Source organism: Saccharothrix sp. AJ9571, assembly GCF_021725495.1.
Taxonomy (GTDB): Bacteria; Actinomycetota; Actinomycetes; order Mycobacteriales; family Pseudonocardiaceae; genus Amycolatopsis; species Amycolatopsis magusensis.
In genome coordinates this window covers 6382378-6408931 of record NZ_CP091382.1, presented here as the reverse complement: position 1 = coordinate 6408931, position 26554 = coordinate 6382378, and the positions used below count along the sequence as shown (strand labels likewise).

Annotated in this window: 19 protein-coding genes; 11 read left to right on the top strand and 8 right to left on the bottom strand. The window is 69.5% G+C overall.

Annotation, left to right across the window (positions count from 1 at the left end):
* Positions 1-2 precede the first annotated feature (2 nt).
* On the bottom strand, positions 3-2585 hold the full coding sequence (locus L3Q67_RS29710; RefSeq protein ID WP_499184730.1) for a glycoside hydrolase family 9 protein: 2583 nt from the start codon (positions 2583-2585) through the stop codon (positions 3-5).
* 345 nt (positions 2586-2930) lie between these two features.
* On the opposite strand from L3Q67_RS29710, the gene L3Q67_RS29705 reads away from it, so the two are divergent.
* Positions 2931-3980 (top strand): lytic polysaccharide monooxygenase auxiliary activity family 9 protein, encoded by a 1050-nt coding sequence (locus L3Q67_RS29705; RefSeq protein ID WP_499184729.1) that lies wholly within the window; start codon positions 2931-2933, stop codon positions 3978-3980.
* 30 nt (positions 3981-4010) lie between these two features.
* Here the strand turns inward: L3Q67_RS29705 and L3Q67_RS29700 are convergent, their stop codons facing one another.
* Positions 4011-4568, bottom strand: a complete 558-nt coding sequence (locus L3Q67_RS29700; RefSeq protein ID WP_499184728.1) for a hypothetical protein — start codon at positions 4566-4568, stop codon at positions 4011-4013.
* A 200-nt stretch (positions 4569-4768) separates the two neighbouring features.
* Between L3Q67_RS29700 and L3Q67_RS29695 the strand changes: the two genes are divergently transcribed.
* The 3 genes from L3Q67_RS29695 to L3Q67_RS29685 all read left to right on the top strand — a co-directional run bounded on the left by L3Q67_RS29695 (position 4769) and on the right by L3Q67_RS29685 (position 11654).
* The gene (locus L3Q67_RS29695) at positions 4769-6706 is read left to right on the top strand and encodes a glycoside hydrolase family 9 protein (RefSeq protein ID WP_499184727.1); all 1938 of its coding nucleotides are present in this window, start codon (positions 4769-4771) and stop codon (positions 6704-6706) included.
* Between the two features lie 126 nt (positions 6707-6832).
* Complete coding sequence (locus L3Q67_RS29690; protein ID WP_499184726.1) at positions 6833-9775, top strand: glycoside hydrolase family 48 protein; 2943 nt, start codon at positions 6833-6835, stop codon at positions 9773-9775.
* Positions 9776-10043: 268 nt separating this feature from the next.
* Positions 10044-11654, top strand: a complete 1611-nt coding sequence (locus tag L3Q67_RS29685) for a cellulase family glycosylhydrolase (RefSeq protein WP_499184725.1) — start codon at positions 10044-10046, stop codon at positions 11652-11654.
* Between the two features lie 69 nt (positions 11655-11723).
* Here the strand turns inward: L3Q67_RS29685 and L3Q67_RS29680 are convergent, their stop codons facing one another.
* Positions 11724-13103 (bottom strand): MFS transporter, encoded by a 1380-nt coding sequence (locus L3Q67_RS29680; RefSeq protein WP_499184724.1) that lies wholly within the window; start codon positions 13101-13103, stop codon positions 11724-11726.
* 56 nt (positions 13104-13159) lie between these two features.
* Here L3Q67_RS29680 and L3Q67_RS29675 point away from each other — a divergent pair, with 56 nt between their 5' ends.
* Positions 13160-13459, top strand: coding sequence for an ArsR/SmtB family transcription factor (locus L3Q67_RS29675; RefSeq protein ID WP_423576000.1), 300 nt, complete (start codon positions 13160-13162; stop codon positions 13457-13459).
* Positions 13459-14352: an aminoglycoside phosphotransferase family protein gene (locus tag L3Q67_RS29670; protein ID WP_499184723.1), complete on the top strand. Its 894-nt coding sequence runs from the start codon at positions 13459-13461 to the stop codon at positions 14350-14352. The genes L3Q67_RS29675 and L3Q67_RS29670 overlap by 1 nt, the downstream gene beginning before the upstream one ends.
* Positions 14353-14541: 189 nt before the next feature.
* Here the strand turns inward: L3Q67_RS29670 and L3Q67_RS29665 are convergent, their stop codons facing one another.
* Genes L3Q67_RS29665 through L3Q67_RS29655 form a run of 3 tightly spaced genes read right to left on the bottom strand, consistent with a single transcriptional unit; the run spans position 14542 to position 17542 of the window.
* Positions 14542-15354, bottom strand: a complete 813-nt coding sequence (locus L3Q67_RS29665; RefSeq protein ID WP_499184722.1) for a carbohydrate ABC transporter permease — start codon at positions 15352-15354, stop codon at positions 14542-14544.
* Positions 15354-16253, bottom strand: a complete 900-nt coding sequence (locus tag L3Q67_RS29660; protein ID WP_499184721.1) for a carbohydrate ABC transporter permease — start codon at positions 16251-16253, stop codon at positions 15354-15356. Before L3Q67_RS29660 ends, L3Q67_RS29665 begins: the two co-directional genes overlap by 1 nt.
* Positions 16250-17542, bottom strand: a complete 1293-nt coding sequence (locus L3Q67_RS29655; RefSeq protein ID WP_499184720.1) for an ABC transporter substrate-binding protein — start codon at positions 17540-17542, stop codon at positions 16250-16252. The genes L3Q67_RS29660 and L3Q67_RS29655 overlap by 4 nt, the downstream gene beginning before the upstream one ends.
* Positions 17543-17749: 207 nt before the next feature.
* Here L3Q67_RS29655 and L3Q67_RS29650 point away from each other — a divergent pair, with 207 nt between their 5' ends.
* On the top strand, positions 17750-18691 hold the full coding sequence (locus L3Q67_RS29650) for a LacI family DNA-binding transcriptional regulator (protein WP_499184719.1): 942 nt from the start codon (positions 17750-17752) through the stop codon (positions 18689-18691).
* Positions 18692-18762: 71 nt separating this feature from the next.
* The gene (locus L3Q67_RS29645) at positions 18763-20988 is read left to right on the top strand and encodes a beta-glucosidase family protein (protein ID WP_499191674.1); all 2226 of its coding nucleotides are present in this window, start codon (positions 18763-18765) and stop codon (positions 20986-20988) included.
* Positions 20989-21051: 63 nt separating this feature from the next.
* On the opposite strand, the gene L3Q67_RS29640 is transcribed toward L3Q67_RS29645, so the two are convergent.
* Positions 21052-22068 (bottom strand): glycoside hydrolase family 10 protein, encoded by a 1017-nt coding sequence (locus tag L3Q67_RS29640; RefSeq protein WP_499184718.1) that lies wholly within the window; start codon positions 22066-22068, stop codon positions 21052-21054.
* Between the two features lie 135 nt (positions 22069-22203).
* Here L3Q67_RS29640 and L3Q67_RS29635 point away from each other — a divergent pair, with 135 nt between their 5' ends.
* Positions 22204-23250: a LacI family DNA-binding transcriptional regulator gene (locus tag L3Q67_RS29635; RefSeq protein WP_209667751.1), complete on the top strand. Its 1047-nt coding sequence runs from the start codon at positions 22204-22206 to the stop codon at positions 23248-23250.
* A 3-nt stretch (positions 23251-23253) separates the two neighbouring features.
* Here L3Q67_RS29635 and L3Q67_RS29630 read toward each other — a convergent pair whose 3' ends face one another.
* Positions 23254-24144 (bottom strand): extracellular catalytic domain type 1 short-chain-length polyhydroxyalkanoate depolymerase, encoded by an 891-nt coding sequence (locus L3Q67_RS29630; protein ID WP_499184717.1) that lies wholly within the window; start codon positions 24142-24144, stop codon positions 23254-23256.
* A gap of 175 nt (positions 24145-24319) precedes the next feature.
* On the opposite strand from L3Q67_RS29630, the gene L3Q67_RS29625 reads away from it, so the two are divergent.
* Together L3Q67_RS29625 and L3Q67_RS29620 are read left to right on the top strand one after the other, a co-directional pair.
* Positions 24320-25402 carry a Gfo/Idh/MocA family protein gene (locus L3Q67_RS29625; protein ID WP_499184716.1) on the top strand — a complete coding sequence of 361 codons (1083 nt, stop codon included), beginning with the start codon at positions 24320-24322 and terminating at the stop codon, positions 25400-25402.
* A complete protein-coding gene (locus tag L3Q67_RS29620; RefSeq protein WP_499184715.1) occupies positions 25399-26265 on the top strand; it encodes a DUF6807 domain-containing protein in 867 nt (288 codons plus the stop codon). Before L3Q67_RS29625 ends, L3Q67_RS29620 begins: the two co-directional genes overlap by 4 nt.
* Positions 26266-26554: the final 289 nt, after the last annotated feature.

The following is a 26554-nucleotide window of genomic DNA, read 5'->3' as shown; positions in this document are numbered from 1 at the left end:
GGCTACTTACAGGTTGAGCCGTTGACGCTGAAGGTGGCCGGGGTGGTGGCTGGGCCCGGGCTGGAGGCGTTGAAGCCCACGGTCACCGAGGCACCCGGGGCGACCGTCCCGTTCCACGGCAGGTTCGTGGCCGTGACGTCCCGCCCGGACTGCGACCAAGTGGCCGACCACCCGTGCTGCAGCTTCTGCTCCCCGCCGAACGCGAACTTGAGCGTCCACCCGTTCCACGCGGCCGCGCTGGTGTTCTTCAGCACCACCGAGGCCGACAGCCCCGAGTTCCACCCGTTCGCGGTGTAGGCGACCGAACACGAAGCGGCGGGCTCCACAGTGGACTTCTCCGCCGTCCAGTTCGCCAGCCACGCGAGCGCCGAGTTCCAGTTCACCGTCACCTCGTTCACCGAGTACGCCTCGATGTGGTCGATGAAGCAGCGCTGCGCCGGGCAGCCCTTCAGCAGGCCCGCGGCGATCGGGTCCTGCAGCGAACTGTTCGGCCCGCCCGACAGGGCACCCGCCGGCGCGATCGGCAGCGTGGGGTCGAGCTGGTTCGCCCAGTGCCGGTGGTGCACGTTCCGCACCGGCTGCTCACCCCACCCGGACACGTACGAGTAGTTCACCGGGTTCCGCCCGAGCAGGTAGTTCATCACGCCGAACGCGCCCTCACGGTACTTCTCCTGCTTCGTGAAGTCGTACGCCAGCGCCAGCACCACGCCGTTGTTCGCGATCAGGCCGTTGGAACCCCATTCGTACGTACCGTCCTGCGTCCGGTACGGCGCGGGGTGTCCCTGCGTGGCCATCTGCGCCAGGTGCCCGTCCGCGGTCGTGGTGATCGCCTGCCGGATCGCGGCGATGTCGCCCGCGGGCAGGGTCGTCGGCACCAGTGCGAGCGTGATGTCGCCCAGGGCACCCGTCGAGCCCCAGTCGAAACCGCGCGTGTTGATGCTGGCGCCCTTGTACAGCGACGAACCGGTCACGTCGGCCCGGTAGTCGCTCTTGCCGGTGGTGACGAACAGTTCCGCCGCCGCCCAGTAGAACTCGTCGGTCACGGTGCTGTCGCTGTAGGCGCCACCGCCGACGCCGTCGTTCGGGTCGGCGAGCTTCGCCGGGTTGGCCTCGGCCGCCAGGTACGCCTTTTCGGCCGCGGCCAGCGTCTGCGCGGAGAACGCCGGGTCGATGTCCTTCCACAGCCGGGAAGCCTGTGCCGCGACCGCGGCCAGGTTCAACGTCGCCGCGGTGCTGGGCGCGGAAAGGCGGCGCACCTGCGGGTCCTCGTGCGGGAGCAGCGGCAACCCGGTCCACTGCGCGTCGTGGATCTTGTGGTGCGCCATGCCCGCCAGCGGCCGGCCGTCCGGCACCTGCATCTTGAGCAGGAACTCGACCTCCCACCGGGCCTCGTCGAGGATGTCCGGCACGCCGTTGCCGCTCTCGGGGATCGACAGCTTGCCGTCACCCAGCGCCGTGGCGTCGCCGACGCGCAGGGCACGCTCGTACTCGTTGAGCACCTGCCACGCCGAAATGCCGCCGTTGACCACGTATTTGCCGTGGTCACCCGCGTCGTACCAGCCGCCGGGCACGTCCAGCGTGTAGTCGCAGCCGACCCCGGTCAGGCACGGCACGTCGTTGTCACCCTTGTTCGGCGCGACGTTCAGGTGCCCGGCCGGCCGCGCGTACTCCGCGCCCACGTACTCCGCCTCGATCGGCGTGCCGCTGCGCTGGTGGTAGAAGAACGCCAGCGAGTCGTACCGCAGGTCGGTCAGCACGTCGGGTGAGATGTCGAAGGGGTGGCTGGTGTCCTCGCCGACGGTCAGCGTGTAACCGGTACCGACGGTTTCGTAGGCGGAGAAGTCGACCAGGTGCACGTTCTCCCCGGAACCGGCGTCCAGCCCCTTCGGCGTGCTCTGGCCGCTCGCCACCGCGGTGCCCGCCGCGTTCTTCAGCGTCCACGGCAGCGGCGTGGTGGCTTCGTTCGCCACGCTCGCCTGCTTGGGCAGGTCCGGCAGGTAGCCGACCTGGTTGACCCGCACCGGCGCGGCCGGCTCGAGCCCCGGCGGCGGCAGCACCCCGCCGATCAGCGAGACGTTGTCCACGCAGATCGTGTTGTCGAAGGACTGGCCGCCGAACCAGAAGGCCAGCTGGCCGTTCCCGGCCGCCGGGAAGTCCAATGTGGACTCGAAGGTGTAGGTGAAGCTCTGCGGCTCCGGTGTGACGACCACTTCGGTCCTGGCGATCTGCCGGTACGGGTCCACCGCCTCGCCTGCCACCGCGGAGATCGGCTGCTCGGTGACCGCCCGCGCGTCGAACTTCAGCGTGTAGGACTGCCCCGCTTCGTACGCCACGCCGTTCTGCCCGGCGAGCGCGTCGTAGCCGTTGACCGTGCCGCCGGTGACGTTGGTGCAGAACTCGCCGCCGACCACCGATCCGGTGGTGCCCGCGCCGTTCCACCACGGGTTGACCTCGCCACTGGCGAAGTCGCCGTTGACCACCCGCTCGTATTCGGCGGCCGCGGCCGCCGGTGGCAGCACCAGCAGCCCGGCCGCCAGCAGGGCGCCGGTGGCGGTCAGCGCACGTCGTCGTGCTCTGTTCGGCATGTCTTGGGTCTCCTGTCCGGGAAAGGGTGGGTGGCCGCCGTAAGTGTCCATCTCGGACCGAGGCGACCACCTCGGGAAACGGCGACTAGGAGCGCTCCCAGAAGGTACCCGCGGGACCGCCGCTTTGGGAAGGTGGCCAGACCGGCGGGACGGTCCGTGTCGCCCGCCGGGCCACAACTCACCCTTTCGGCGCAGCCCATTGGCCGAACCGGGCGGGAGGCCGCTGCGGCTATTCCCCCGGGCGGCTCCGCCGCGCTATGGTTTTCCTCCGCTGGGAGCGCTTCCACACGGATTTCTCCGCCGCGTCGGCGCGCGCGGAGAGGCAGGAAGAAAGGAAGCGAAAGAGTGACAAAGAAAAGGGCGGGTACCGCACTCGCCGCCGTCACCGCTCTGGTGGCCGGATTGCTCACGATGGTGCTCGGCGCGAGTCCCGCGTCGGCGCACGGCGCGTTGATGAAAGCGGGCAGCCGCACCTTCCTCTGCTGGCAGGACGGGCTCTCCCCGCAGGGCAACATCGTGCCGCAGAATCCCGCCTGCTCGGCGGCGGTGAACCAGAGCGGGGCGAATTCGCTCTACAACTGGTTCTCCGTGCTCCGGTCGGACGGGGCAGGCCGCACCCGCGGCTTCATCCCGGACGGGAAGCTGTGCTCGGGCGGCAATCCCAGCTTTTCCGGGTACGACGGGGTCGGCGACTGGCCGCTCACGCACCTGACCTCCGGGGCGAATTTCACCTTCTCCTACAACGCCTGGGCCGCACACCCCGGCTGGTTCTACCTCTACGTCACCAAGGACGGCTGGAACCCGAACGCCCCGCTGCGCTGGGACGACCTCGAGGAACAGCCCTTCGCCACCGCGGACCACCCGCAGGTCACCGGTTCGGTGGGCAGTGTGGGAGCGTCCTACAACTGGTCCGCCGCACTGCCGTCGGGCAAGACCGGGCGCCACGTCATCTACTCGGTGTGGAAGCGCTCGGACAGCACGGAAACCTTCTACGGCTGTTCCGACGTCACCTTCGACGGCGGGAACGGGGAGGTCACCGGCGTCAAGGAGGGTTCGGGCGGCAATCCGGCCGACCCGCCGCCGGGCCCGGCGAACTGCATGGCGCAGTACGCCGTGACCGGCACCTGGAACGGTGGCCACCAGGCCGAGGTCACCGTGATGAACCACGGAACCGCTGCACTGTCCGGGTGGCGGACCTCCTGGACGCTGCCGGCCGGGCAGAGCATCAACAGCGTGTGGAACGGCAGCCACACCCAGTCCGGTGACCAGGTCACGGTGCGCAACGTGGAGTGGAACGCGCCGGTGGCCGCCAACGGCACCACCAAGTTCGGCCTGTCGGTGAACTCCACCGGCAGCAGTCCGGCGGTGCCGTCGCTGACCTGCCAGAGCCCGTAGTGCTCCGGCGGCATCACTGAGGCGGCGGCCTCAGTGATGCCCGTGCTCCGGATCGGCGAACACACAGCCGTCCACGTCGGCGGGCACCTGCGGCACCGCGGCGTCGGCGTAGTCGCAGCGGAAATAGAACAGGTCCAGGGCGCTCACGCCGAGAAAACCGGCCGAAACCGCGAATCCGTTGCCGAAGGCGAAAGTGGGCCCGTCATCGATGCCGCCCTCGGTCATCGCCTGCCGCCAGGACCGCTGGAACTGCTGTTGCCGATCACCGCCGAACACCAGCAGCGCGACCTTCGGGTATTCGGGCGACACCGCGCAGGTGGCCCATTCGCTGACGAACGGCTCATAGAGAGCGGCGATATCCGAACCGACGAACGCGCGCAGATCGGCGGGCTTTTCCGCGGTGACACCGGCGCATTCGCCCGCCTTCTCCGCCACCCAGCCTGCCACCTGGTCCACCGTTTCCAGCCGGGTGGTCAGCGCGGCCGCGCCACGATCAGGCTTGGGTTCCGCGTTGTCCGCACCGGAGCACGCGGCCACCGAGCTCCACACCCCGAGAGCGACCAGCACGGCGGCACCCACCCGGTTCATCCTGCCTCCAACACCGTTGACGGGAGCGCTTCCGGCATTGCCGGAGCCGATTCACCGTAGCCCGGTATTCCCTGGGGGACAACGCTTCGTGCACCAGTGGTCACACCACTCTTCCCAAAGGCAGGCGCCGGGCCTACACTTCTGGGAGCGCTCCCAAATGTGGATCAACGGATCGGGACAACCTCAACGAGGAGGCCGCAGTGCCCCACCGCCGCTTTTCCCTGCTGTTCGCGGCCACCGCCTTGATCACCACCGTGTTCGCCACCCCCGCCTCCGCCACCCCCGTTTTCCCGGGAGCCGCGTCCTTCAACTACGGCGAAGCGCTGCAGAAATCGATTTTCTTCTACGACGCGCAGCGTTCCGGCGCGCTCGGCTCCGGCAATCGGGTGAACTGGCGCGGGGATTCCGCATTGGCGGACGGCCAGGACGCCGGCCTGGACCTGACCGGCGGCTTCTACGACGCGGGCGACCACGTGAAGTTCGGCCTCCCGTTCGCCGCCGCCATGACGATGCTGGCCTGGGGCGCGGTCGAGGAACCCGAGGCGTACGCGCGCTCGGGGCAGGCGCCGCACCTGAAGTCGAACCTCAAGTGGGGCACCGACTGGCTGCTCAAGGCACACCCGCAGCCGAACGTCCTCTATGGACAGGTCGGTAGCGGTAATCCCGACCACGCCTGGTGGGGACCGGCCGAGGTGATGCCGATGGCGCGCCCGTCGTACAAGATCGACGCGAGCTGCCCCGGTTCGGACCTCGCCGGTGAGTCCGCCGCGGCGCTGGCCGCCTCCTCGATGGTCTTCGCCGCCGACGACCCCGCCTACGCGAACACGTTGGTGCAGCACGCCAAACAGCTCTACCAGTTCGCCGACACCCACCGCGGCAAGTACAGCGACTGCATCACCGACGCGGCGAACTTCTACCGGTCGTGGAGCGGCTACCAGGACGAACTGGTGTGGGCGGCGGCCTGGCTGTACCGCGCGACCGGCGACGCCGCCTACCTCGCCAAGGCCGAAGCCGAATACGACCACCTCGCCACCGAACCGCAGAGCAGCGAACGGTCCTACAAGTGGACGATCGCCTGGGACGACAAGTCCTACGGCGCCTACGTGCTGCTCGCCGAACTGACCGGGGGCGAGCGCTACTTCACCGATGCCAACCGGTGGCTCGACTACTGGACCACCGGCCACAACGGCCAGCGCGTGCGCTACTCCCCCGGCGGCCAGGCTCATCTCGACACCTGGGGATCGCTGCGCTACGCCGCCAACACCGCGTTCGCCGCGCTGGTGCACAGCGAAAACGTGACCGACCCGGCGCGCCGGGCGCGCTACCACGACTTCGGCGTCCGGCAGATCGACTACACCCTCGGCGACAACCCGCGGCAGTCGAGCTACCTGATCGGCTTCGGCGCGAACCCACCGCGCAACCCGCACCACCGGACCGCGCACGGCAGCTGGACCGACAACCTCCAGCAGCCCGCGCAGAACCGGCACGTGCTGCACGGCGCGCTGGTCGGCGGTCCCGGACAGCCCAACGACTCCTATGTGGACGATCGCGGTGACTACGTGGCCAACGAGGTCGCGCTCGACTACAACGCCGCCTACACCGGCGCGCTGGCCAAGCTGTACGACGAGTTCGGCGGCAGCCCGCTGGCGAACTTCCCGGTGGCGGAGACGCCGGACGGCCCCGAACTGTACGTGCAGGGCGCGGCCACCCAGCAGAGCGCGACCTTCACCGAGGTGAAGCTGTACGTGGTCAACACCTCGGCCTGGCCGGCCAGGGCGCTGACCGGGGGCAAGGTCCGCTACTACTTCACCCTCGACGGCGCCACCACGCCGGCGCAGCTGTCGGTCACCACCCACTACAACCAGTGCGGCACGGCCTCCGCGCCGATCCAGCACGCGGGCGACGTGTACTACGTCGAAATCCCGTGCCCCGCGGCCATCGCCCCGGCCGGGCAGAGCGCGCACCGCAAGGAGATCCAGGTACGGGTCACCAGCGCGGGCGCCTGGGACCCGGCCGACGACTGGTCCTACGCCGGGCTGCCGTCCGGCAGCGGGGCACAACCGGTGAACACGGCGAACATCGTGCTCACCGACCCGGCAGGCACCGCCGTGTGGGGCGCGGCCCCCGGCGGGCGCTGACCGGACAGGCGGGCCGCCGTCCGCAACTGCGGCGGCCCGCCGCCCCGGCCCCGGCCCGGGACGGCTGTCATCCGCCGTCCCGGTCCGGTCTCCAACTTCGGTTTCCGGCTGAAATAGGAGGAAAAGTTGAGATCACGACTATCCGCCCGGCGGATGCGGGCCCGCCCGCTGCCGGCACTGGCCGGGGTGGTGTTGCTCGGCACGGCGGTCACCGTGGGCCTGACGCCCGCGGCCGGGGCCGCCGACATCGCCTGCACGGTCACCTACAAGGTCGGCAGTGAGTGGAACACCGGGTTCGGCGCCACGGTCGACGTGCGCAACGAGGGCACCGACCCGATCGCCGACTGGAATCTCACCTGGACCTTCGCCGACGGCCAGCAGATCACCCAGCTGTGGAACGGGACCCACACGCAGACCGGGGCCGCGGTGAGCGTGCGCGGCGCCAACTGGAACGCCTCGCTCGGCGCGGGCGTCACCACGCAGGTCGGCTTCAACGCCGGCAAGAGCGCGCAGAACCGGGTACCGGCCGACTTCGCGATCAACGGCACGGCGTGCACCGGGGTCAACAAGGCACCGGGCGTGCAGCTGACCAAGCCCGCCCCGAACACCTCCTACGCCGTCCCGGCCCAGATCCCGCTCGAAGCCTCGGCCAGCGACACCGACGGCACGGTGCAGAAGGTGGAGTTCTACGCCGGGACGCAGTTGCTCGGCACCGACACCTCGGCGCCGTTCCAGTACGACTGGGCCGGTGCCGCGCCCGGTGAGTACTCGGTGACCGCGAAGGCGTTCGACAACAAGGGCGCGACCTCGCTGTCCAGCCCGGTCGCGGTCAAGGTGCTCGCCGCACCCGCGGTGGTCACCACCCCCTCGACGGTCAACGTCAAGCAGGGCGAGTCGACCACCGTCGACGTCAAGCTCGCGGTGCAGCCCAGCGGCCCGGTCACGGTGACCGTGGCCAGGACGGCGGGCAGCGCGGACCTGACCGCGAGCCCGGCGACGCTGTCGTTCACCACGGCCAACTGGAACACCGGCCAGCCGGTGACGATCAGCTCGGCGGCCAACGGAGGCGCACCCGCCACGGCGAGCTTCTCGCTCACCGCGCCGGGCCTGACCGCCGCGCCGATCGAGGTGACCGAGCTGGATCCGTCCGCTTCGGACTACCAGGCCGCGTTCCTCGAGCAGTACAACAAGATCAAGGACGCGGACAGCGGCTACTTCCGCAACTTCGGCGGGCTGCTGGTGCCCTACCACTCGGTGGAGACCCTCCTCGTGGAGGCACCGGACCACGGCCACCAGACCACGTCCGAGGCGTTCAGCTACTACCTGTGGCTGGAAGCGGCCTACGGTCAGCTCCAGGGTGACTGGGCCCCGTTCAACGCGGCCTGGGCCTCGATGGAGAAGTACATCATCCCGGCGAAGGCCGACCAGCCGACGAACGACAAGTACAACCCGGCGAAACCGGCGACCTACGCGCCGGAACACCCGCGGATGGACAAGTACCCGTCACAACTGGAGACCTCCGTCCCGGTCGGCGCCGACCCGATCGCGGCCGAGCTGAAAGCGGCCTACGGCAGCGACGACATCTACGGCATGCACTGGCTGATCGACGTCGACAACACCTACGGCTTCGGCCGCTGCGGGGACGGCACCACCGCCCCGGCGTACATGAACACCTACCAGCGCGGCTCCAGCGAATCGGTGTGGGAGACCATCCCGCAGCCCTCGTGCGACACCTTCGCGCACGGTGGCCCGAACGGCTACCTCGACCTGTTCACCAAGGACTCGAGCTACGCCAAGCAGTGGAAGTACACCAACGCGCCCGACGCCGACGCGCGCGCGGTCCAGGTGGCCTACCTGGCCAACCAGTGGGCCACCGCGCAGGGCAAGGGCTCGCAGGTCGCCGCCACGGTGAAGAAGGCGTCGAAGATGGGCGACTACCTCCGGTACGCCATGTTCGACAAGTACTTCAAGAAGGTCGGCAACTGCGTCGGCCCGACCACCTGCCCGGCGGGCAACGGCAAGGACAGCGAGCACTACCTGATGTCCTGGTACTACGCCTGGGGTGGCGCGACCGACACCTCCGCGGGCTGGGCCTGGCGCATCGGGGACGGGGCGGCCCACCAGGGCTACCAGAATCCCCTCGCCGCGCACGCGCTGGCCAACGACCCGGCGCTGAAGCCGGTGTCGGCGACCGGCGCGCAGGACTGGGCCAAGAGCCTGGACCGCCAACTCGAGTTCCTGCAGTGGCTGCAGTCGTCCGAAGGCGGCATCGCCGGCGGCGCGACGAACAGCTGGGAAGGCCAGTACGCCACCCCACCGGCGGGGCTGCCGACCTTCTACGGCATGTACTACGACTACCAGCCGGTCTGGCACGACCCGCCGAGCAACCGGTGGTTCGGCTTCCAGGCCTGGGGCCTCGAACGAGTGGCCGCGCTCTACCAGCAGACCGGGGACGCGCGCGCCAAGAAGATCCTCGACAAGTGGGTCCCGTGGGCCATCGCGAACACCACCATCGGCACCGGCGGCCAGTTCGCCATCCCGTCCGACATGGAGTGGACCGGCAACCCCGACACCTGGAACCCGTCCACCCCCGGCGGCAACAGCGGACTCCACGTCAAGGTGCTCAACCACAGCCAGGACGTCGGCGTGGCCGCCGCGTACGCGAAGATCCTGCTCAACTACGCGGCCAAATCGGGCAACACCCAGGCCAGGACCGTCGGCGAGGGCCTGCTCGACGCCATGCTGGCCCACACCGACGAAATCGGCATCGCCGTACCGGAGACCCGCACGGACTACAACCGGTTCGACGACGAGTACAACTCGGCCAGCGGCGAAGGCGTCTACGTCCCGCCGGGCTGGACCGGGGACATGCCCAACGGCGACCAGATCGGCGCCGGCGCGGACTTCCTGTCCATCCGGTCGTTCTACACCGACGACCCGCAATGGCCCAAGGTCCAGGCCTACCTGGACGGCGGACCGGCGCCGACGCTGACCTACCACCGGTTCTGGGCGCAGGCCGAGATCGCCACGGCGTTCTCGACCCACGTGCAGTTGTTCGGCTCGGCGTGACGCCCTAGCCGGACAACCGAGGACGCGGCCGCTCACATCGCCGTTCGCGGCCGCGAGGCCAGGCCCGCCATCCGCCGGTGGCGGGCCTGTGTCTTTGGCCTCGCCTCCGGCGAGGCGGCGAGGTCGCTGTTGAGCCGTTCACTGGACCGAGGTACCCCAGGCCGCTGGAGCGACCTGGCGCACCTCGGTCCAGTGAACGGCGCGACCTCGCGGGGGAGTTGCAGTTGTTGTTGTTTGCCCCCCACCTACTGGTTCAGGAAGGTGTGACGTGAAGAAGAAACTGGCATTGATCAGTGCGTTGCTGGCCGCGATGGCGGCGGCGGTGGTGGTACCGGCCGCCGGCGCGGCGCCCGCGACCGGGTTTTCCGTGCAGAACGGGCGCTTGTACGAGGCCAACGGCGCCGAGTTCGTGATGCGCGGGGTGAACCACGCGCACACGTGGTACCGCGGCGAGACCAGCTCGTTCGCCAACATCAAGGCGTTGGGCGCTAACACCGTCCGCGTGGTGCTGTCCTCGGGCCACCAGTGGACCAAGAACGACGCCGCCGACGTGGCCAACGTGGTCTCGCTGTGCAAGCAGAACCGGCTGATCTGCGTCCTCGAAGTCCACGACACCACCGGTTACGGCGAGCAGGCCGCGGCCGTTTCGCTGGACGCCGCGGCGAACTACTGGCTGGAAGTGAAGAACTCGTTGATCGGCCAGGAAAAGTACGTCCTGGTCAACATCGGCAACGAACCGTGGGGCAACACCGGGCACGCGGGCTGGACCGACGCGACGAAGTCGGCCATCCAGAAACTGCGCGCAGGCGGGCTCACCCACACGCTGATGGTCGACGCGCCGAACTGGGGCCAGGACTGGTCCTTCACCATGCGCGACAACGCGGCCTCGGTGTTCGCCGCGGACTCGCTGAAGAACACCATGTTCTCGGTGCACATGTACGGCGTGTTCGACACCGCGGCGGAGATCACCGACTACCTCGGCCGGTTCACCGCGGCCGGGCTGCCGATCCTGGTCGGCGAGTTCGGGCACGACCACTCCGACGGCAATCCCGACGAGGACACCATCTTCGCCACCACCCAGGCGCAGCGGCTCGGTTACCTGGGCTGGTCCTGGAGCGGCAACGGCGGCGGTGTCGAATACCTGGACATGGTCACCGGCTTCAACCCCTCGGCGCTGACCTCGTGGGGACAGCGGATCTTCAACGGGGCCAACGGCATCAAGCAGACGTCGAAGGAGGCCACCGTTTTCGGTGGTGACAACGTTGACATCCAGGCACCCAGCACGCCGGGCACGCCCACGGCGGCCGGGGTGACCGCCGGCGGCGTCAACCTGAGCTGGGCGGCGTCCACCGACAACACCGCGGTCACCGGGTACGACGTGGTGCGGATCAGCGGTACCACCGAGGCTTCCGTGGTCTCGGCGAGCACCAATTCCGCCGCGGTCACGGGACTTTCACCCAGCACGGCGTACACCTTCGCGGTGTACGCCCGTGATGCCGCCGGGAACCGCTCGGCACGCTCCGGCACGGTCGCGGTGACCACGGCCCCGGCGGGCGCCGGCGCGTGCTCGGTGGGCTACCAGGTGACCGGCCAGTGGTCGGGCGGGTACCAGGCGGAGGTCACGCTGACCAATACCGGCACCAGTGCCATCGACGGGTGGCAGCTCGGCTGGAGCTTCACCGGCGGGCAGACCATCACGAACATGTGGCACGGCGTACCGGTGCAGACCGGCTCGTCGGTCGTGGTGACCAACGCGGGCTACAACAAGGTGCTCGCCGCGGGCGGCGTGGTGCGGATCGGGTTCACCGGCGGATGGACCGGGAGCAACCCCGCCCCGGCCGCCTTCGCCCTGAACGGCGCCACCTGCTCAGCCGCCTGACCGGCCCGGCGAACGCTATGAGTGGGGCATTACTTGCGTTCATTGCAAGTAATGCCCCACTCATAGCAATCAACGGTAGGTGCGCGGCAGGGTGAGGGTGACGGCGAGGCCGAGCAGCAGGGCCGCCGCGGCGAGCAGGATCGCCAGTGCGCCACCGTCCGCCAAGGAATACGCGCCCGCGTGCGAGACAGCGATCAGCACGGCCAGGCCCACCGCGTTACCGAGGTTCAGCGTCGTCGACGCCAGGCCCGAGGCCACACCCTGCTCCCCCGCCGGTACGCCGGTGGCCGCGGCGATCCACATCGCGGTCCAGACCACGCCCTGCGCGACCCCGGACACGACCAGCCCGGGAACGGTGGCGGCCACCGAGGAGCCCTCGTCCGCACCCCACGCCAGTACCGCGGTGCCGGCCGCACCGACGGCGAACGCGGCGAGCAGTGTGGTCCGCACGCCGAGCCGGTTCGTCATCCGCTCGCCGAGCTGCGTGCCGGTGGCGATCGCGGCCGACGGCACCAGGAACAGCAGCCCGGTCTGCAGCGCGCTCAGGCCGTGCACGGTCTGCAGCAACACGGTCAGGAAGTACGGCAGCGTGCCGAAGGTCGCCATGAACAGGAACGTCACCGCCACCGCGACCACCAGGCTGCGGTTCTTCAGCAACTGCAACGGCAGCAGCGGATCACGCCCGCCGGCTTCGAGCCGGAAGAACAGCGCCAGCAGCAGCACCGCGACCACCCCGGCCACCACGATCACCGGTGACGCCCAGCCGACCTCCGGACCCTGCACCAGCGCGAACACCAGCAGCGTGGCACCGGCCGTCGCCGAGATCGCCCCGGGCAGGTCGAACCGGCGCCCGGCTCGCGAAGCCGGTGCGTCGCGCGGGATGACCGCCAGCGCGGCGAGCGCCACCGCGCCCGCCAGCGGCACGTTGACCAGGAACACCGCGGGCCAGCCGAACGCCTCGGTGAGCACGCCGCCGAGCAGGGCGCCGACGGTCAGCCCGCTGGCTCCCGCGCCACCCCACACGGCCAGCGCGCGGTTGCGCCGCGGTCCCTCCTCGAACAGCGTGGTGATCAGCGACAACGTCGACGGCAGCAGCAACGCGCCGCCGATCCCCTGCACCGCCCTGGCGAGCACGATCAGCTCTGGACTGGTGGCCAGCCCACCGGCCAGCGAGGACACCGCGTACAGCACCAGCGCGGTGACGAAGACCCGGCGGCGGCCGAGCAGATCCGCCGCACGGCCGCCGAGAAGCAGGAAGCCCCCGGCGAAAACCACGTAGGCGCTGACCACCCACTGCTGCGTCTGCCCCGGGAAGCCGAGGTCCGCGCCGATTTCCGGCAGCGCCACGAAGACGATGTTCAGGTCCAGCGAAAAGATCAGTTGCGCCAGTGCGAGCAGCGTCAGGCTCCAGCCGAGCCCGGCGCGTTCCCCAGCATCGATAGTACGCATAAACGCGTACTGTACGTCTGTACGTCAACAGTCGTATCAAGGGGTAGGATGGCGGCGTGTTCTCCCAGCACCCCGAACGCGAGCAGATCCGGCTTGATCAGGTACTGGCCACCTTGGGCAACCCGATCCGGCTGCAGATCGTGCGCGTGCTCGCCGACGGCTCGGAGCGCAGCTGCGGCAAGATCATCGACGGCATGTCGAAGTCGACGCTGACCCGGCACTGGCGGGTGCTGCGCGACAGCGGGGTGATCTGGCAGCGGCCCTACGGCCGCGAGAACCTGCTCTCGCTGCGAAGAGAGGACCTCGACGCCCGGTTCCCCGGCCTGCTCGACGCCGTGCTCGACGCCGAGACCTGATGATCACCGTCCCCGCCCGGTTGCTGGCCTTCGGAGCCTGGCGACACGCGGGCGCGGACGGGCTCCACTGGGTGGAAGAACTGCCGGGCACCTTCGAGCGCCTGTGCGCGCGGTGGTCGCTCACGCCGGACGGCGAACCCGAGCACGGCTACCACGCCATGGTGCTGCCGGTGCGCCGCGACGGCGAAGCCTTGGCGCTCAAGGTTTCCTGGCCGGACGAGGACATCGAGAGCGAAGCCAGCACCCTGTCCATCTGGGACGGACAGGACGCGGTCCGCCTGCTCGACAGCGAACCGGCGTCGCACGCACTCCTGCTCGAACGCGCCGACAACACCTGGTCCGCGCGCTCGGCCGAACTGGAGCACGCGATCCCCTTGCTGGGTGGGCTGTTGCGCCGGATGGCCGTGCCGCCCCCGGACGGCCTGCGCCGGATTTCCACGGTGGCCGCGAACATCCGCGACACGCTCATCGAACGCTGGCTCGCCGCCGGGCAGCCGTTCCCCCGCTCACTGGCCGACCGCGTCCGGCACCTGGCGGGTGAGCTGAGCGAACTGCCCGATCCGTACCTGGTCAACCGGGAACTGGCCTACGGCAAGGTACTCGGGGCGAGCCGGGAACCGTGGCTGGTGATCAGCCCGCGCGCGGTGGCCGGTCCGCTCGAGTTCCAGGTGGCGCCGCTGCTGTGGACGCGGCTCGACGAGATCAGCGGGCGCACCGCGGTCCTGCGGCACTTCCGCCGGCTGGCGGTCGCCGCCGACCTCGACCTCGACCTGGCTCGCTCGTGGACCGTGGTGCGCTCGGCCGATCACCTGCTGCGCGGCCTGGCCGCGGGCTTCACCGGCGAACCCGTCCGCTGCCGCCTCCTCCTGGACACCTTCTCCGGCACCCACTAACCCCGCCCCCGCCGAGTGTGGAATTCGGCTGCAGGAGTGCGGAGTTCAGCTACCTGAGTGTGGAGTTCGGCTGCCTGGAGGTGGGACTCGCCCGGGAGCGGCGGCACCGGGCGAGTCCCACGTTCGTGCAGCCGAACCCCACGTTCAGGCAGCCGAGTTCTACGTTCAGGCAGCCGAAGTCCACACTCGCTACCCCTTCACCGAACCTGTGAGCCCGCCGACGATGCGGCGTTCCGCGAGCATGAAGAAGCCCAGTGCGGGGACCATCGACAGCGCGGTGAACGCCAGTACCCGCGCGGTGTCCTGCGAGTACTGCGACTGGAAGGTGGCCACCCCCAGCGGCAGGGTGAAGTTGCCGGAGTCGTTGAACACCAGCAGCGGCAGCAGGTAGGCGTTCCAGCTCGTGACGAACGCCAGCACCGCCACCGTGGTCAGCGCGGGGGCCGACAACGGCAGCATGATCCGCCAGAAGAACCCGATCCGCGTGGCGCCGTCGAGCACCGCGGCGTCCTCGATCTCCGAGGGGATCGCCCGCATGAACGGCCGCAGGATCACGATGGTCACCGGCAGCGAGAAAGCCGCCTCCGGCAACGCCACGCCCAGCGGGTTTTCCAGCATTCCCAGTTGCCGCAACAACAAGTACAGCGGCAGCGTGGCGACACCGATCGGGAACAGCAGCCCGACGGTGAACAGCGTGTACCACGCCTCCCTCCCGCGGAAGTTGTACCGCGACAACGCGAACGCCGCCATCGAGCCCAGCGCCACCGCCAGCGTGGTGGCGACCACCGCGATCAGGAGGCTGTTGCCGAGGAAGGTCCAGAACTCCGGCGAGGTCAGGATGGCCCGGTAGTTGTCGAGCACCCACGGGCTGGGCAGGCCCGCCGGGTCGCTGTTGATCTGCTGCGTGGTGCGGAACCCGCCCAGGATTACGAAGATCAGCGGGACCACGGTGATCCCGATGATCCCGATCGCCACCAGGTACGCGATCGATTGCCGTTTCATCAGCCCACCGCCCCTCGGGTGTCGCGCCGCAGCGCGAATCGCTGGTACAGCAGGGCGAAGGTGAAGCAGATGATGAACAGGATCACCGCGACCGCGCTGCCGAACCCGAACTCGTACCGCTTGAACCCGTGGTCGATCAGGTAGGTCGCCATCGTGGTGGAGGCGTTGGCAGGCCCGCCCAGCGTCATGATCCACACCAGGTCGAACAACTGCAGCGAGCCGATCACCGACAGGAAGATCCAGATCCGCATGGTCGGCCCGAGCAGCGGCAGGACCACGTGCCGCGTGGTCTGCCAGGCCGACGCGCCATCCAGCGCGGCGGCCTCCCGCACCTCCGCCGGGATGCCCTGCAGCCCGGCCAGCAGCAGGATGATGCCGAACCCGATGTACTTCCAGGTGATCACCACGAACAGGGTGAACAGCACCAGGTCCGGGTCGGCCAGCCACTGCCGCACCAGCCCGCCCAGCCCGGCGGCGCCGAGCACCTGGTCGGCGAACCCGCCGGGCTGCAGGATGAGCAGCCAGATCACCGCGGTGATCGCCTCCGAGAGCACGTACGGCGCGAAGACGATCACCCGCAGGAACGCCCGGCCGCGCAGCTTCCGGTTGAGCAGCAGCGCCAGCGCGATGCTCAGGGGAAGCTGCACGACCAGCGACAGCACGGCGATGACCACGTTGTGCCATACCGCGTTCTGGAACACCGAGCCGGACAGCGCGTCGAGGTAGTTCTTGAAGCCGGTGAAGTCACCGAGCGAACCGAACCCCGTCCAGTTGTACAGGCTGTAGTACACCGCCAGCCCCATGGGCACCAGCACGAAGCCGATGAACAGCAGCAGGGCCGGGCCCAGGAACAGGCTCAGTTCGAGCTTGCGGCGGAGCCCGGAAGGAACAGCACTCACTTGTTGCCCGCCGCCGCCTGGTTCACGGCCTCCACGATCGTCTCCGGCGTGCCCTGCCCGGCGAAGAAGTTCGCGATCGCGTCGTTGAGGGCCTGGCCCACCGCGGTCGGCAGCGCGATGTCGAAGTAGGTCTGCCGGAACGGGGCCCGCTGGGTGTGGTCGAACACCGTCTTGAGCGACTCGCTGGTCAGCGCCGGGGCCGCGGCCGGGTTCACCGGCAGGCCGGCGCCCACGGCGGCGAGTTTCTCCTGCACCGGGGTGCTGACCAGGTACTCGAGGAACTTAGCGCAGGCCGCGGCCGTGCGGTTGGTGCACGAGAAGCCGTCACCGCCGGCGAGCACCGCGCCCGGCGCGCCGGCACCACCGGTGACCGTGGGGAACGGGAACCAGCCGAGTTTCGAGTTCAGGTCCTTGTCCGAGGTGAGCGAGGCCATCGTGTCCGGGGTCCAGTCGCCCTGCAGTTCCATCGCGGCCTGGCCGTTGGCCACCATGCCCGCCGAACTGCCCGCGCCCTGCTGGGCGGGCGTGCCGACGAAACCGGTCTGGAACGGCTGGGTGTCGAGGAAGGCCTTGAGGTCCTGACCGGCCCGGACCCAGCACGGGTCCTCCATCCGCACGGTCTCCACGGCCTTTTTCAACTGCTCCGGCGAGCAGTGCCGCGCGGCGAGGTAGCCCCAGTAGAAGGCGTCCGGCCAGCGGTCCTTGCCACCGACCGCGATCGGTGCCACCCCGGCGGCCTTGAGCTTGGTCACCGCGGCGTTCAGTTCGTCCATGGTGGCCGGTGGAGCGGTGATCCCCGCGTTGGCGAAGATGTCCTTGCGGTACCAGAAGCCGACCGTGTGCGCGGCGTAGGGCACGCCGTACTGCTTGCCGTCGGACTTCCAGTCTTCGGCGACCGGGCCGAGCGTGCCGATCCACGGCTTGGTCTGCTCGGTGATGTCGGCGACCTTGCCCGAGGGCAACTGCCCGGCGCCCTGGCCACCGCCCCACTGCTGGTAGATGTCCGGCGGGCTGTCCGACTGCAGCGCGAGCGGGATCTTGGTCTGGAACTGCTCGTTCTGCACCGGTTCGATCTTGAAGCTCACCCCGGGGTTCGCGGCCTGGTAATCGGCGGCGATCTGCTCCCACACCGCTTTCCGCGTGTCGGTGGTGCTGTTGTGCCACCAGGTGAAGGTGACGGGTCCGTCCGCGTTCTCGCTCGCACTGTCCCCGCCGCCACTACAGGCGGTGAGCGAAACCGCGGTGACCGCGGTGAGGAGAAAAGCGCAAACGTTCCGGATTCGGCGCATGATGGTCCACTCCTGACGACTTCGGCCGAGCTGGACCGGGCTTGGCAAGCCCAGGTTGGCTAGAGAGTTTGCGCCCTGGTCGAGCCCGTGTCAATCGTTGTCGATAACGTTTTACAGAGCTAGCATGAGCCGGTGCAGCCAAGCTCCCGTGTGACCATCAGGGACGTCGCCGAACGCGCCGGCGTCTCCGTGGCAACCGTTTCCAAAGTGCTCAACCAGCGTTACGGCGTCGCCGCCACCACCTCCGCGCGCGTGCGCTCGGTGATCGAGGAACTGGGGTACGAGGCCAGCCTCGTCGCCCAGAGCCTGCGCAACCACCGGACCAACGTCATCGGCATCCTGGTGGCCGATCTCGAACCGTTCAGCACCGAATTGCTCAAGGGTGCGGCCGACGCGATCCGCGGTTCCGGCTTCGAACTCGTCGTCTATTCGGCGGGCGGGCGCACCGACGACCAGGCGGGCTGGGAGCGGCGGTACCTGTCGCGGTTGAGCGGCACCCTGGTCGACGGCGCACTGCTGGTCACCCCGGCCGCCTCGCTCGAACCCCGTGAGGGCACGCCGGTGGTCGCGGTCGATCCGCACACCGGTTCCGCCGAGCTGCCGACCATCGATTCGGACAACCTGAGCGGCGCGCAACTGGCCGTGGAGCACCTGCTCGGCCTCGGGCACCGCCGGATCGCCCTGCTCAAGGGCCGTCCCGACCTGCAGTCCGCGCACCTGCGCGAGACCGGGTACCGGCGGGCGCTCGCCGCGGCCGGCGTGCCGGTGGACGAAAACCTGGTGCAGGTGGGCGCCTACGACCCGGAGGTCTCCGCGGCTTCGGCGCGCCTGCTGCTGGACTCCCCCGACCGGCCGACCGCGGTCTTCGCCGCGAACGACCTGTCGGCCATCGCCACCGTCCAGACGGCGAACGAGCTGGGCCTGCGCGTGCCGGAGGACCTGTCCGTGGTCGGCTTCGACAACATCCCGGAGTCGGTGCTGTGCGTGCCGCCGCTGACCACGGTCGAGCAGCCCATCCGCGAGATGGGCCGGCGCGCCATCCAGCTCCTCATCCCGCTGATCAACGGTGAGCAACCCGAACCCACGCACGTCACGCTGGACACCCGGCTCGTCGTGCGCCAGTCGACCCGACAGGTGGAGCAGTCGTGACCCTCGATCCCGCGAGCATCGAACTTTGGCGTGATCCCGCCGCGGCACCCGCCGACCGGGTCGCCGATCTGATGGCCCGGATGAACACGCGCGAGAAGCTCGCCCAGCTCTTCGGGGTCTGGGTGGGTATCGACGCGGCCGGGGAGATGGCGCCGCACCAGCACGATTTCGCCATCGAACCGGGTGACTGGGATCGGCTCGTCGGCTCCGGCATCGGCCAGCTGACCCGCGTGTTCGGCACCCGGCCGGTGGAGCCGCTGATCGGCGCGCGCGGGCTGGCCCGCACCCAGCGCGAGGTGATGGCCGCCAGCCGGTTCGGCATCCCGGCGCAGGTGCACGAGGAGTGCCTGACCGGACTGGCCGCCTGGCGGGCCACGGTGTACCCGTCGCCGCTGTGCTGGGGCGCGAGCTTCGACCCGGCGCTGGTCGAGCGGATGGGCGTCCACATCGGACGGTCGATGCGGCGCCTCGGCGTGCACCAGGGCATGGCACCGGTCCTGGACGTGGCCCGCGATCTGCGGTGGGGGCGGATCGAGGAGACCATCGCCGAGGACCCGCACCTGGTCGGCACGATCGGCTCGGCCTACGTGCGCGGGCTCGAATCGGCGGGCGTGGTGGCCACGCTGAAGCACTTCGCCGGGTATTCGGCGTCGAAGGCGGGACGCAACCTGGCGCCGGTGTCGATCGGCGCGCGGGAACTGGCCGACGTGCTGCTGCCGCCGTTCGAAATGGCGTTGCGAGCGGGCGCGCGTTCGGTGATGAACGCCTACACCGACAACGACGGCGTGCCCGCCGCGGCCGACCCGGAACTGCTGACCACCCGGCTGCGCGAGGTCTACGGCTTCGACGGCACCGTGGTCGCCGACTACTTCTCGGTCTCGTTCCTGCGCACGCTGCACGGGGTGGCCGGCACCAGGGCCGAGGCCGCCGCGCAGGCGCTGACCGCCGGGATCGACGTCGAACTGCCGACGGTCGACTGCTTCGGCGCGCCCCTGCTGATGGCACTGGAATCCGGTGAGGCCGACCTCGCGCTGGTGGACCGCGCACTCGAGCGGGTGCTGCGGCAGAAGTGCGAACTCGGACTGCTCGACCCGTCCTGGTCGCCGGACCCGGAGGTGCTCTCCGACGGGCACGCCGACCTCGACGACGACGAGTCGCGCACGGTGGCACGTGAGCTCGCTGAGCGGTCGATCGTGTTGCTGCGCAACGAAGACGTGCTCCCGCTGGCGCCCGGCAAGCGGCTCGCGGTGATCGGCCCGCGGGCGGATGACCCCGGCGCGATGTTCGGCTGCTACTCGTTCCCGATGCACGTCGGCGTGCACCACCCCGACGTGCCGCTGGGCATCGAAGTGCGCACCGTGCTGGACGCGCTCGGCGCCGATCACGACGTGACCCACGCGCTGGGCTGCCCGGTGGAAGGCGGCGAGGACGCCGGAATCGCCGACGCCGTCCAGGTGGCCGCCGACGCCGAGCTCGCCGTGGTCGTGCTGGGCGATCGGGCCGGGTTGTTCGGCGGCGGCACCTCCGGTGAAGGCTGCGACGCGACGGACCTGCGGCTGCCGGGCCGTCAGGAGGAACTGCTCGAAGCCGTGCTGGACACCGGCACGCCGGTGGTGCTGGTGCTGCTGAGCGGCCGTCCGTACGAGCTTTCCCGCCAGGCCGACCGGCTCGCGGCCATCGTCTGCGGCTTCTTCCCCGGCGAGGAGGGCGGCGTGGCGCTGGCGAACGTGCTCAGCGGGCGGGTGAACCCGTCCGGGCGGCTGCCGGTCAGCTTCCCGGCGGCCGGGGTGAACCAGCCCGCCACCTACCTGGCCGCCCCGCTGGCCACCCGCAGCGAGGTCAGCACGGTCGACCCGACCGCGTTGTTCCCGTTCGGGCACGGCCTTTCCTACGCCCCGCTCACCTGGGGCGAGGTCACCGGGGACGGGGGATGGACCACCGACGGCGTGTTCGAGCTTTCGGTGCCGCTGCGCAACGATTCCGACCGCGCGAGCAGCGAGGTGGTGCAGGTCTACCTGCACGACCCGGTGGCCGAATGCGTGCTGCCGGTGCAGCGCCTGATCGCGGCGGCGCGAGTGGACCTGGCACCGGGCGAGGCACGGACCGTGCGGATCGGGCTGCACGCGGACCTCACCTGCTACACCGGCCGCGCCGGGCACCGGCAGGTGGACCCGGGTGAGGTGGAACTGCGGATCGGCGCGTCGAGCACCGACATCCGCACCACCCTGGCCCCGGTGCTCACCGGCCCGCGCCGCTTCGTCGGCTTCGACCGCGTCCTGTCCCCCGAGATCACGTGAGGTGAATGTGGCTTTGGGGGGCGATTCGGCTCCCAAAGCCACATTCGTGTCCGTGGGGCGGGGCTACGGGTTGATCCGGGTGTAGGCGGGTTTCGGGTTGAGGTTGCTGTCGAAGAGGCAGGCGGCGCCTTCACCGGGGAACGTGCCGGGGACCCACGAGTGCCGGTCGGTGAAGCCCCAGGTGGTGAACTCCACGCAGCGCGTCACCGCCTGGCAGCCGTCCCAGGCCTGGTCGAAGTAGTCCGCCTGCTTGGCCAGTTTCGCCGAGTCCGCGGGCAGCTGGACCCGGACGTCGGCCTCGGTGATCGCCACGTCCACGCCGAGGTCGGCGAAGCGCTGCAGGTTCGCCTGGAACCCGCCGGGGAAGCCGTACTGGGTGGACAGGTGCGTCTGGAAGCCGGCGCCCTCCACCGGGACTCCCTGCTGGCGCAGCGATTTCACCAGGTCGTACATCGCGTTGCTCTTCGCGCCCTGCCATTCGACGTTGTAGTCGTTGATGTACAGCTTGGCGCCCGGATCGACCTGCTTGGCCCAGCGGAAGGCGTCGGCGATGTAGTTCGCGCCGAGCTTCTGCTGGAAGATCGAGTCACGGCGGGTGCCGTCCTCGTTGAACACCTCGTTCACCACGTCCCAGGCGCGGATCTTGCCCTTGTACCGGGTCATCACCGTGGTGATGTGGTTCTGCACCGAGGTCCGCAGGTCGGCGGCGGACAGGTTGTTCAACCAGCCGGGGTACTGGTTGTGCCACACCAGGGTGTGCCCGCGGACGGTCTTCCCGTTCTGCTGGGCGTAGTTCACGATCGCGTCCGCGCCGGACCAGTTGTACTGGCCCCGGTTGGGTTCGAGGCTCGCCCACTTCATCTCGTTCTCCGGCGTCACGCTGTCGAACTCGCGGGTGAGCGTGGTGCGGAAGTCGGCTTCGTTCGCCAGTGCCGAGGCAGGCACCGCGCTGCCGACGTACTTGCCGGTGATGTCCTTCAACGGGGGCGCCGCCGAGGCCGGGGCGGCCTGCCAGGCCACCAGCCCGGCGCTGACCGCCAGTACCGTGCCCCATCGGCGGAATCGGGAGTGCACACTCACAGCCGTTGCTCCTCTTCTGGGATGCGAACGGTGGCGGCAGGTCCGATGTTAGAAGGTCACCGACCACCTGTCCAGATTATTTCGGATTAACAGCCGAAACTATCGATATCCGGAAAAGCGCGTAGACTGCCCGCCATGCCAGTGGAATCCGAGCGGAAGCCGGCGAACGAGCCCGTCCAGGGCAAGGTCACCATCGCGCAGATCGCGGTCGAGGCCGGGGTTTCCATCCCGACAGTTTCGAAGGTGGTCAACGGGCGCACCGACGTGGCCGCGTCGACCAGGGAACGGGTCGAGGAGCTGATCCGCCGCTACGGCTACCAGCGGCGCAGCGACGAGCGGGCCCGCCGGTCCAACCTGCTGGAGCTGATGTTCCACGAGCTCGAGAGCATTTGGGCGCTGGAGATCATGCGCGGGGTCGAGCAGGTGGCCAGCGAGCACGACCTCGCCGTGGTGCTTTCGGAGTCCCAGGGCAGGCTGACGCCCGGCCGCGGCTGGCTGGAGAAGGTCTTGGCCCGGCGGCCGATCGGCGTGGTGTCGGTGTTCTCCGACCTCAGCGCCGACCAGCTGGCGAAGCTGGAATCGCGCAACATCCCGGTGGTGGTGGTCGACCCGGTCGGCGAGCCGGGCGAGCGCACCTACTCGATCGGCGCCACGAACTGGAACGGCGGCCTGATCGCCACCCGGCACCTGCTCGAACTCGGCCACCGGCGGATCGCGGTGATCGGCGGCCCGGAACGCGTGCTGTGCAGCCGCGCGCGGGTGGACGGCTACCGGGCCGCGCTGGAGACCGCCGGCCTGCCGGTCGACCCGGCTTTGGTGCGCTACGGCGACTTCCACGTCGAAGCCGGGCGCGCGCAGCTCACCGAACTGCTCAAGGTGCCCGACCGGCCGACCGCCGTGTTCGCCGGCAGCGACCTCCAGGCGTTCGGCGTCTACGAGGCGGCGCGCGCGGCCGGGCTGCGGATCCCCGATGACATCAGCGTGATCGGCTTCGACGACCTGCCGGTGGCGGGCTGGGTCGGCCCGCCGCTGACCACCATCCGCCAGCCGCTGCAGGAAATGGCTGTCGCGGGGACCCGGCTGGTGCTGGCTTTGGCCCGCGGCGAGGAAGCCGAACACCGGCGCGTGGAACTGGCGACCAGCCTGGTGGTGCGGCAGAGCACCGCACCACCGGCGGCCTGATCGCTACGGCACCAGGCCGAGGAACTGCAGCGCGGACGCGGCCATGCCCGCGCCCAGCGCGTTGTGCCCGGTGCCCGCCATGCTGATCCCTTCGACCTGCGTGCCGTAGCGGGTGCGCGTCCACTCCGGCTTCGGGTGATCGGTGCTCGTCGGCGTGGTGGACAGCCCGTGCACGTTGGTCCACTGGTCGATCTCTTCGCCGAAGTTCGGGTACCGCAGCGTGGTGTCGGCCGTGCCGTGCCACAACTGCATGCGCGGCCGTGGTCCGTTGTAGCCCGGGTACGCCGCGCGCACCAGGTCTCCCCACTGTTGCGGGCTCTTCAGCAGGTTGCCGTTGGCGCAGGTGCTGTTCCAGCCGGAACCGTCGGTGGTGGCGAAGCAGCCGAACGGCACCCCCGCGAAGGCGGCCCCGCCCTTGAACACGTCGGGGTAGGCGCCGAGCAGCACGTTGGTCAGCATCGCGCCGGAGGACGAACCGGTGGCGTAGACGCGGTTCGGGTCCCCGTTGTGGTGCTGCTGCACGTACTTCACCATCGACACGATGCCCACCGGATCGCTGCCCCCGCCGTGCTTGAGCGCCTGCGGGGACGACACGTCGAAGCAGTTGCCGCTGCGCGTGGCCGACGGGTAGATAACGATGAACCCGTGCTGATCGGCCAAGCGGGCGAATTCCGTGCCCGAATGGAAGGCAGGCCCGGAGCCGGTGCAGTAATGCGCGGCGAGGAGCACCGCCGGTTTCTGCGTCACTTTGCCCGGCACGTACAGGTGCATTCTCAGGCCGCTCGGATTGGCGCCGAAACCGGTCACCTCGGTCAGCGAAGCGGCCTGCGCGACCGGCGCCAGCAGGGCGGCGAGCATCGTGAGAACGCCGAGAAGTATCGCTTTCCTTCGCACGTCCACCTCCAGTGGTCGCTTTCATGATGCGGCCGCGGACAACGGGACAACAATGACTTTCGAAAATGTTTCGACAGCGGTATGCCGCGCTCACACGCGGCTTGACGACCTGCATGCGCCACCCTAGGGTCGAATTGTCAGCGCACCGCTTCGAAACTATCGGAAAGAGGGCTCGATGCGGACGTTCCGGGTGGCCGTGGTCGGCACCGGCGGCATCGCCGAAGCAGCGCACGTACCGGCCATCCGCGCTGTCGGCGAGCGGGCGAAGCTGGTCACCGCGGTGGACACCGATCCCGCGCGCCTGGCGGTGTTCCAGAAGAAGACCGGCATCGCGGTCGCCTACCAGTCGCTGAAGTCCATGCTGCGCACGGAAAAGCCGGATCTGGTGCAGGTGTGCACGCCACCGGCCACGCACGCGGACATCGCGGTCGCCTGCCTCGAAGCGGGTTCGTGGGTGCTGCTGGAGAAGCCGCCCGCGTTGTCGCTGGCCGAATACGACCGGATTTCCGCCGCCGAGGGCGAGGGCGGACCGTACGCGAGCGTGGTTTTCCAGCACCGCTTCGGCTCGGGCGCGCGACACGCTCGCCGGCTCATCGGCAGCGGCGCGCTCGGCAGGCCGCTGGTCGCGGTCTGCCACACCACCTGGTTCCGCGACCAGTCCTATTTCGACGTTCCCTGGCGCGGCAAGTGGTCCACCGAGGGCGGCGGGCCGACGATGGGGCACGGCATCCACCAGATCGACCTGCTGCTCGCGCTGCTCGGCGAGTGGACCGAGGTCCGCGCGATGGCGGGCAGGCTCGACCGCACGATGGAGACCGAGGACGTGTCGATGGCGATCGTGCGCTTCGCCGGCGGGGCCATGGCGTCGATCGTGAACAGCGTGCTGTCGCCGCGCGAGGAGAGCTACCTCCGGGTGGACCTGACCGACGCGACGGTCGAAGTGACGCACCTGTACGGACACCACAACACCGACTGGCGGTACACACCCGCGCCACACGTGACCGACGAGGCGCTGATCTCGTCGTGGTCGGAGGTCCTGGAGGATGTCGGCAGCTCGCATTCGGCGCAGCTGCCGTTCGTCCTGGACGCGATGGAACGCGGCGAACGTCCGCCGCTCTCGGGCGCCGAAGGCCGCGAGGCGCTCGAACTGATCACGGCGCTGTACCGGTCGGCGTTCACCGGCGCGCCGGTCACCCGTGCCCAACTCCAGCCCGGCGATGTGTTCTACCACCGCATGAACGGGGGCGTGAAACTGTGAAACTGGCCGAGGGCGACGGTGTGTTCACCGTGTCGGAGGGCGATGTCGAACTCCTGCGGTACACCTACCGGCCGGACATCGACGCGTTCGAATGCCCGAGCCCGAGCTTCCACCCGCTGAGGACACTCGACGGCGACGTGGTCACCGGAAACCGGCCGCACGACCACCGGTGGCACAAGGGCCTGGCGATGACGGCGTCCCACCTGGACGACCAGAACTTCTGGGGCGGGGTGACCTACGTCCGTGATCGCGGGTACGAGGTACTGCCGAACGTCGGCTCGCAGGTGCACCGCAATTTCGTGGAACTGGCGCCGGACGGGGTGGTCGAGGAGATCGACTGGCTCACCTCCGGCGGGCAGAAGTGGATCGAGGAGCGCCGCACCATGGTGTTCACCGCCGAGCCCGATGCGTGGACCCTGGACTTCACCTCGGACCTGCGCAACGTCCGCGACACGCCCCTGGAGTTCGGCAGCCCCACCGTGCACGGCCGAGAACTCGCGGGCTACTGCGGCTTCTTCTGGCGAGGCCCCCGCTCCTTCGAACACGGCGAGGTACTGGCCTCGGATGACCAGTCAGGCCCGGAACTCATGGGCCGCAAGGCCTCGTGGCTGGCCTACATCGGCACCCACGACGAGGTGGACCACACCTCCACCCTCCTCTTCACCCCGGCGCCCGACCACCCGGAAGTCCACTGGTTCGTACGCAACTCCCCCTATGCCGTGGTGAACCCGTCACTCGCCTTCTACGACCCCCTCCACTTAGCCCCCGGCGACACCCTGCACCTGCGCTACCGCCTCCTCATCGGCAACGGCTCGTGGTCCCGCTCCCGCCTGACCACCCGGGCCACCTCCCACACCTGGTAGCCCACGCTCTCCCTCATGTCACGAATGTGGCTTTCGGAGCGGATTCCGCCCCCAAAGCCACATTCGTGACACCCCATACCCGGACATCCGCCCCCCTCCCGGGCACCCAACCGGCGGCCGGGCGCCCAAAAACACCCCACAGAGAGAACCCCGCAAAAATAGATCGTTGAACAATACCCGGATGCTCGACGTGCCCAGCACTCCCACCCATCCCTCCCCATCCCCGGTCCAAAGCCAAAAACACGGCGGGGATAACGATGTCAAGGCATCTTTCCCGCCTTGACATCGT

Coding starts and splice junctions, on each gene's coding strand:
- L3Q67_RS29645 (WP_499191674.1), top strand. CDS start 18,763: ATGGCCCGGATGAACACGCGCGAGAAGCTCGCCCAGCTCTTCGGGGTC.
- L3Q67_RS29700 (WP_499184728.1), bottom strand. CDS start 4,568: ATGAACCGGGTGGGTGCCGCCGTGCTGGTCGCTCTCGGGGTGTGGAGC.
- L3Q67_RS29710 (WP_499184730.1), bottom strand. CDS start 2,585: ATGCCGAACAGAGCACGACGACGTGCGCTGACCGCCACCGGCGCCCTG.
- L3Q67_RS29680 (WP_499184724.1), bottom strand. CDS start 13,103: ATGCGTACTATCGATGCTGGGGAACGCGCCGGGCTCGGCTGGAGCCTG.
- L3Q67_RS29635 (WP_209667751.1), top strand. CDS start 22,204: ATGCCAGTGGAATCCGAGCGGAAGCCGGCGAACGAGCCCGTCCAGGGC.
- L3Q67_RS29655 (WP_499184720.1), bottom strand. CDS start 17,542: ATGCGCCGAATCCGGAACGTTTGCGCTTTTCTCCTCACCGCGGTCACC.
- L3Q67_RS29625 (WP_499184716.1), top strand. CDS start 24,320: ATGCGGACGTTCCGGGTGGCCGTGGTCGGCACCGGCGGCATCGCCGAA.
- L3Q67_RS29665 (WP_499184722.1), bottom strand. CDS start 15,354: ATGAAACGGCAATCGATCGCGTACCTGGTGGCGATCGGGATCATCGGG.
- L3Q67_RS29670 (WP_499184723.1), top strand. CDS start 13,459: ATGATCACCGTCCCCGCCCGGTTGCTGGCCTTCGGAGCCTGGCGACAC.